Genomic DNA, 6,310 nt, shown 5'->3' with positions numbered 1-6,310 from the left:
GCGAGTTGGTGTTCTGTTGTCATGGTGTTATTTTCTCCTGTTGGGGTTGGGAGGGTTTACACCGTTTTCCTGACAGTCCCCCTTGGAGGGAAAGTTGCTGGCTATCACAGACCCGGTGCCCGGGGCCAGGCATGATGCTTACGCCTTCAAACATCATGGCTTGGAAAGATATCTTGATGAGAGCACTGTGGCTGATAAGGGCTATATCGGGTTGGGGTTGGCTACCCCGGCCAGGCGCAAGCCGGGTCAGCGGCTGAGTCGGGAGCAGAGGCGAAATAATCGGGTGCTGAATCGGCTGCGGTCGGTGGTAGAGCGGGTTATCGCTCACATCAAGACTTGGCGGATTCTTCATACGGGGTTTAGGCGGCCGTTGGGGTTGTATGGGCGGGTGTTTGCGGTGGTGCGGGGGTTGGTGTTTTTGGCTGCGGGTGGGACTTTTGAATAAGCCTCAGTAGATACAAAGACCTTTTCAAAAGGCTTTCACACTAATAGCTAGTTCTCGTAAAGCAATTCAAGCAAATCAGGTTCCCCGATCACCGCAATCTGTTGCCCCGCCTCAATCAAAGAAATAGCCTTAAGCTCCTTACGGTTCTCACCCAGCAAAGGCGGCATACTTTCCTCAGCTCCGGCGCCAATCACCAGGACAGTGGTTTTCTTCGTCACCGACTTTGCAATATGGCCACCAGCAGCCTCAATTGCAGCCCAACACTCTTCACGGGTCATAGCGTCAAGCCCACCCGTCAAGGTAAAAGTCTCCCCTGCTATTCCCTCCGGCGCAGGAGCCACTGGAACAACAGACGGAACATTATTTCGTCGAACCTTACGAGGCACCGGAACACGGTCAGCACGAATCATGCCTGAACTAGTTGGCCCACCCCAAGCGTCCTCAACCGAAGACGCCCCCACAAGCTCAACCAGACGTAAAGCAACCATAGCCGCCATCAAAGAATCCTCGCCAGCCTCATGATGATGAAGCTGCTCTAGCCCAAAAAACTCAGCGAGAACGTCAAGACGGTGCTGGTCTAGCCCCGCAATCACGCCAGTCTTACTCAACCTACGAGACAAGCTCAGTGTGCAATAAAAATCAGGAGCTAACTCATCAACACCAGCAACCTTATTGGCATGATTCCACACGGACCGGTCAAACCCCGAGTTATGAGCGATCACAGGCAGGTTGCCAATGATTTCCTGCATTTTCTGGCGAGTTTCAGCCCAACTCACGCCATCAGCTTCAACCATTGCAGGAGTAATACCGTGGATACTCACGTTTAAGGGGTGAAAATCAGCAACAGACTCATGAGGCTTCACCAGCCATGCAATAGTCTCCTCGACTTGGCCGCCCCTCACAACAGTCAAACCTACTGCACAAGCCGAAGCCCGGCTCGCATTCGCAGTCTCAAAATCAACAGCAACGAAATCTACAGAAGCGTTAGACACAGTACACTAGTCCTTCTAAAGTAAAGCGAATGAGTGATTTTAAGCCACAGTCAAAGTGGCTACAGAATTGATTCTCGTTGCAAACTCAGAACCAGTGACAGCGAAGTTCTGACCTGGAGTTTCATCCATAGACTTCATCCAGTCCAAGGTAGTCACCTCTGTAGAGATATCGGTGTAGGAGCTTGTCTTAACTTCTTGGCTGTTCCATAACAGGTTACGCGCAACAATTTCGTTCCCGTCATTGGTTACCAACACGACGACAGGGACGTTTAGCCGTTCGATTCGGTGGAAAGTTAGAGCTGCGGACTCTTCAGCAGCAGCAGGAACCACAGTTAGTTCCGCTTCGTCAGGAGAGCTTTTCATGACCGCCTTAACAAATGCCTTGCCTTCGACGGTTGTTCTTGCGGCCCGGCTAAATGACGCCGCCAGTTGAGCTCTCTTCATGATTATTTTCTCGGATGCCATTCTCGCCACCTTTCAAACGCTTCACTAATAATGTAGCTACAAGCTTCATAATACGCTTCGTGGCTATCCTCAGCACTATTTAATACTCGAATGCCCCGAGCAGGTAGCTTCTTTTTGGGCCTCAGGTAATCACCAACATGGTAGTGGAAGTTCTCGTGAGCTGAGCATGCTCGAATCACATCAACCACATCTTTTGAAGGTGAATGGTAGGCCATTAATCCAACACTGAATTGCACAACTAAAGGATTATTCCTGGAAAACGAAGAACAAGTAATATGCCTGTCGATTGCTTCCAGTTGCCGTTCCTCGTCCAGGTGAAACCTAATCGCTGGCAAGGTCTCTACACACTCGTCACACCGGCTGTGGAACTTCGTTCCTGAAGCAAGATTCTGATGGCCTGCCATCATGCACCACCTCTCGAATACATCTTCGATTATCATAGCAATATTAGACAGGCTTATTCTTCCGCTAGTGACAGCTAACGCAATAAGTTTTTCAAGGAACCTCTAAGTTCACAGGCTCAGCCAACCATTCAGGTTCCACTTCATCTAGCCCAGCAGCTAGAGCAGTTGCGGACTCAAACCAGCTCGTTACCCCTACCAGTAAAGTCTTTGGCTGGTTGGTAGCAAAAGCAGCTCTGGCGGTGTCGATCAGTTCACGGGCGCAAAGCTCACGGTCCCCAGTATCGAGCGCTAACATCCAGGGGAAAACAGTGGCCATACGTTCAGCCAGTGAACCACCCTCAAGTGTTGTTGCAGCAATAATCTGAGCTGCAATTGCAAACATGTCGCGACGCTCGTCTGCCTCGTGCTCAGTCATTAGCACCAGGTTTTCACCATCACGACGGGTCACAAGAACAGGCTGAGACTCAACCGCTTCAAAAACTGGTTTGGGGTTGCGGCTCAGCTCTGAGGAATTGAAGGTTCGAGCGTAGGTATGTGCAGACATAGCAGTAGACTATTCAGAAGTAGTTCTGAAAACAAGAGGTTCTTAGGTGTTATACCTTTGACCGGCAGTACTGGAGGCTGGCATACCGAAATCACCCGTGAAATCGGGCAATACCCAGCAACCAAACCGCACCGTGGACTGACCGGCAATATCGAAGATATCTACTAAAGATCAAAACACTGATATCCCTTCGATTTTCTGTTCTAATTTGGCTTAATAGGTACATGGGATTTAGAGACAACAAAACTGCTGAACAGCTTTTCGACGGTATTACCCTCATGCACCGCAACCTAAAAGATGGTGCAGAAACAAGCCCCGCTGAGGACTCCCCCGCCCGACTAGGTTACTCGGATGTTCCCCCGTGGTTGTGGAACGGAATCTCTGACGCCATGACCTTTCTGTCCGGCGTCATGGGCGTTGGCTCCGAGCCTTACAGCAATTGGCTGAAGAACCACCAGAACCCCGCCCCCATTGAGGAATGCGGCCTGGCTGACCTCACCCTCTATTTCTTCATGGCAGGACGCGGCGAGAGGTTCTGTGAAGGCACCATCGCTGGCTTTGTTAAAACAGGAAAACTGCTCGCCATGACTGAGCGTTTCTTCGAGCTAGTCCCCACCTTGCCAGGCAAAGACCTTCGGCAGAAATAGCGCCGTCAGTAACCCCGGCAAGACAACAACCGAAATTGCACATACACCCTAACTATTAACAGATCAGGGTTCAACTTAACGCACTACACGCAGGGCCGGGCGTCCGCTCTCACCATGCTTTTCGGCCTTGCCCTCCCCCTGCACCAGGCGCAGACGAGAACTAAACGTCAAAGTCAGCACGTCATCAACGGGCACCGCAAGATCAACAGCAATACGCTCAGCCGTCACAGCACCGCCCTTATCAGCAGTGAACACCTGTGGGAAAAGCCTGGACTGCTCAAAGGCTCCCATGCCCTCAGGCTCGCCATCCCTGTACCCCCGGCGTGTTAGCTCAATACACACCTTGCGGTAAATCCAATCAGTCATCCGCCCACTCTTATGCAAAGAGGTTGCCAAGGCAAAGGCAGATACCTGAAAAATGTACTTAGCTTCTACAAGATCGTCCACTGAAGCATTCTGAGGGAGATATTCAGCCAACAGCGACTCAGGCATTAACAGAGCAGACGCGAACTCATCAGCCTCGCGCTCCTGCACAGCCAAAGAATCATCAACAGGAGCAAACCGGTGCAGCACTAGATGCCCCAGCTCATGAGCAATATCAAACCTAGCCCTCTCGGGTGTCTTCTGCCGAGCAATAAAAATAAAAGGCTTACCCTCATACCAGAGCGAGAAAGCATCAACCTGCATGGCAGCATCTGGAAGCACCATCACACTAATACCCCGCGACTCGCACAATTGCACCAAATTCGGCAGGGGCTTAGTACCTAGCCCCCACTCCTCACGAAGTAATTGAGCAGCTACCCTTGGAGCTATCCCCTCAAATGAGGGCACAACAATTGAAGGTAGGGTGAACTTATCTTCCACCCACTGCATGACCTCAATACCGGTAACGCCTGCTGCAACTGCAGAATCACGGGCACTGCGAGTAGCCGCACGGCCAGCCCTAAAATTAACACCGTCAACCTCAACCGCAACCTGCGGCTGGCGTGAAAAATACTCAACCGGGTATCCAAGAACTTGAGCTAACTGACTGACTGCAGAATCTGGCGCACCCTCTTTTTCATATTTTTGAGTAGTACGGTCAGTTACCCCTAGCACCTGTGCCAAAGACACACGGGTATGCCCCCGCCTCTTACGGGCGAGGGCAACACGCTCAGGGTAACTGCTATGCAATCTTGAACTCAACGTCTCCGCCACCAATATCAGGAATTTTGCTACGGTCAATAGCCGATTTATCTATAGAGGGAAGAATAACCCGGTACTGCCACCTATGGAACTGACCACCGTCGAATTCAGGGTAAGGCAGGGAAATCTCGCAACGAATTTCCTCTACGTCCCGATAATAGAGCAAGAACCAATGCCCCTCCGAAGGAACTCCAGAGACGAGTTCCCGCACCATTTCATCCGAAGGCATATTGAGATAAAACAGTGCCGGTTCATCCGAAGGCATATTGAGATAAAACAGTGCCGGTTGGTTAGCCTTCACCGACTCACCAGTAGCGGGCCCCTTCTTCCGATTAGCTTTCGGAACCACATCAGGGTCAAGAATACCGGTGTTAGCGTCACCGCCGAGAATACCTAGGATGTGCTTTCCTGATGGATGAATTGAAAGCGGGCGTCCCTTTGGGTTAGCTAGCTTCCAACCACTCTTCACCATGAGGTGATCGCGGATTACCTCTGTCGTGTCAAACCACCGGCGGGTTCCTGCCGCTGTTACAGGAGCCGATGACCGTGTATTACCTGCCGCCTGCTCCCCAGCTTCTAAGCCTTCCTGAATATCAGCAATATCAATACCAAACTTGGCCAAAAATTCAGGGGCTTCACTAGGCTCAATAATTACAGTTGGCTTAGGGGCAAACGCATTCAGAGGCAAGACACCGCTCCTATCGGTAAGATATCGACTCCTCAAATTATTGCACAAAACCCGAAGTTAATCGACAGCATGCAGCCGCAGTTCTCATCTTGTTTGACCCTCACGCTACGTTAGACCCCACAATGGAATCATGAAGGATCAAGATACCCTCTACACGGTAGGGGAAGTAGCGCAGGCTCTCGGTGTCACGGTGCGCACCCTGCACCACTGGGAATCCCTCGGGCTCATTGCCCCTGCTGAACGTACCTGGTCGAATTATCGGCTGTACACTCCCGACGATATTGCGACCCTGCAACGGATCCTTATCTACCGGGCAACCGGCATGAAACTCACCGACATTAAAGAAGCCCTGGCCAGTAGCTCAACCAGCCTGGAGCACCTCCGCAGGCAACGCCAGGCCCTCATGGAGCAGCAACAGCAGCTCTCCGCTATGGTCACTGCTATCGACACCCTCATGGAGAACGAAATGACGAACAAGAAACTCACCCTCACCGAAATTGGCGAAGTTCTCGGCGACGCCAATTTTGCCGATTACCAGGCCGAAGCTGAGGAACGCTACGCCGGTACGGACGACTGGGCTATCAGTCAGCAGCGCACCGCAAGCTGGAGCCAGGCCGACTGGGCCGGTTACAAGAATCGTGCCGCTGAGCTGGACGGAAAACTAGCGGATGCCGCGCGCCGCAACCTGCCGACGGACGGCACCGAGGCGAGCGAACTCGTCCACGCCCACCGTCAGCTGCTGAGCGAGTTCTTCCCCGTCACCCCCGCCAAGCATTACCTGATCTCACGCGGTTACGTTACGGATGAGCGGTTCACCAGCTACTACGAGTCCCAGCAGCCCGGCCTAGCCCGGTGGCTGGCCGACGCTATTGAGGCAGAGGCCCAACGTGCCGGGGTGGACCTGGCTAACCCCACCTGGGACTAACTACAGCATCTCCCC

The 6,310-nt window shown here is 52.3% G+C and carries 9 protein-coding genes; 3 read left to right on the top strand and 6 right to left on the bottom strand.

All coding sequences use genetic code 11. The features are described from left to right. Positions 1 to 82 precede the first annotated feature (82 nt). Positions 83 to 445, top strand: a complete 363-nt coding sequence (locus tag ACFP6B_RS11435; RefSeq protein ID WP_377130087.1) for a transposase family protein — start codon at positions 83 to 85, stop codon at positions 443 to 445. 47 nt (positions 446 to 492) lie between these two features. Here ACFP6B_RS11435 and ACFP6B_RS11430 read toward each other — a convergent pair whose 3' ends face one another. The 4 genes from ACFP6B_RS11430 to ACFP6B_RS11415 all read right to left on the bottom strand — a co-directional run bounded on the left by ACFP6B_RS11430 (position 493) and on the right by ACFP6B_RS11415 (position 2,850). Continuing rightward, positions 493 to 1,437 (bottom strand): exonuclease domain-containing protein, encoded by a 945-nt coding sequence (locus tag ACFP6B_RS11430; RefSeq protein WP_377130085.1) that lies wholly within the window; start codon positions 1,435 to 1,437, stop codon positions 493 to 495. A 39-nt stretch (positions 1,438 to 1,476) separates the two neighbouring features. Further along, complete coding sequence (locus ACFP6B_RS11425; RefSeq protein WP_237199035.1) at positions 1,477 to 1,902, bottom strand: hypothetical protein; 426 nt, start codon at positions 1,900 to 1,902, stop codon at positions 1,477 to 1,479. After that, positions 1,884 to 2,309, bottom strand: a complete 426-nt coding sequence (locus ACFP6B_RS11420; protein WP_377130083.1) for a hypothetical protein — start codon at positions 2,307 to 2,309, stop codon at positions 1,884 to 1,886. Before ACFP6B_RS11420 ends, ACFP6B_RS11425 begins: the two co-directional genes overlap by 19 nt. 88 nt (positions 2,310 to 2,397) lie before the next feature. After that, positions 2,398 to 2,850: a prevent-host-death protein gene (locus ACFP6B_RS11415; protein WP_237189552.1), complete on the bottom strand. Its 453-nt coding sequence runs from the start codon at positions 2,848 to 2,850 to the stop codon at positions 2,398 to 2,400. A gap of 224 nt (positions 2,851 to 3,074) precedes the next feature. On the opposite strand from ACFP6B_RS11415, the gene ACFP6B_RS11410 reads away from it, so the two are divergent. Then, positions 3,075 to 3,497: a hypothetical protein gene (locus ACFP6B_RS11410; protein WP_377130081.1), complete on the top strand. Its 423-nt coding sequence runs from the start codon at positions 3,075 to 3,077 to the stop codon at positions 3,495 to 3,497. A 75-nt stretch (positions 3,498 to 3,572) separates the two neighbouring features. On the opposite strand, the gene ACFP6B_RS11405 is transcribed toward ACFP6B_RS11410, so the two are convergent. Both ACFP6B_RS11405 and ACFP6B_RS11400 read right to left on the bottom strand, forming a co-directional pair. Next, entirely contained in the window at positions 3,573 to 4,610 is a 1,038-nt protein-coding gene (locus ACFP6B_RS11405; RefSeq protein ID WP_377130079.1) for an ImmA/IrrE family metallo-endopeptidase, read from the bottom strand. A 52-nt stretch (positions 4,611 to 4,662) separates the two neighbouring features. Next, positions 4,663 to 5,370 carry a hypothetical protein gene (locus ACFP6B_RS11400; protein WP_377130077.1) on the bottom strand — a complete coding sequence of 236 codons (708 nt, stop codon included), beginning with the start codon at positions 5,368 to 5,370 and terminating at the stop codon, positions 4,663 to 4,665. A 130-nt stretch (positions 5,371 to 5,500) separates the two neighbouring features. Here ACFP6B_RS11400 and ACFP6B_RS11395 point away from each other — a divergent pair, with 130 nt between their 5' ends. Then, positions 5,501 to 6,295, top strand: coding sequence for a MerR family transcriptional regulator (locus ACFP6B_RS11395; protein WP_377130075.1), 795 nt, complete (start codon positions 5,501 to 5,503; stop codon positions 6,293 to 6,295). Positions 6,296 to 6,310 lie beyond the last annotated feature (15 nt).

This window comes from Rothia nasimurium, assembly GCF_042660305.1.
Taxonomy (GTDB): Bacteria; Actinomycetota; Actinomycetes; order Actinomycetales; family Micrococcaceae; genus Rothia; species Rothia nasimurium.
The sequence above is the reverse complement of the archived record's forward strand: the minus strand, read 5'-3'. Positions and strand labels throughout refer to the sequence as shown.

Bases quoted from the DNA above. Each gene is read 5' to 3' on its own strand.
- ACFP6B_RS11415 (WP_237189552.1), bottom strand. From the start codon at position 2,850: ATGTCTGCACATACCTACGCTCGAACCTTCAATTCCTCAGAGCTGAGC.
- ACFP6B_RS11410 (WP_377130081.1), top strand. From the start codon at position 3,075: ATGGGATTTAGAGACAACAAAACTGCTGAACAGCTTTTCGACGGTATT.
- ACFP6B_RS11395 (WP_377130075.1), top strand. From the start codon at position 5,501: ATGAAGGATCAAGATACCCTCTACACGGTAGGGGAAGTAGCGCAGGCT.
- ACFP6B_RS11420 (WP_377130083.1), bottom strand. From the start codon at position 2,309: ATGATGGCAGGCCATCAGAATCTTGCTTCAGGAACGAAGTTCCACAGC.
- ACFP6B_RS11425 (WP_237199035.1), bottom strand. From the start codon at position 1,902: ATGGCATCCGAGAAAATAATCATGAAGAGAGCTCAACTGGCGGCGTCA.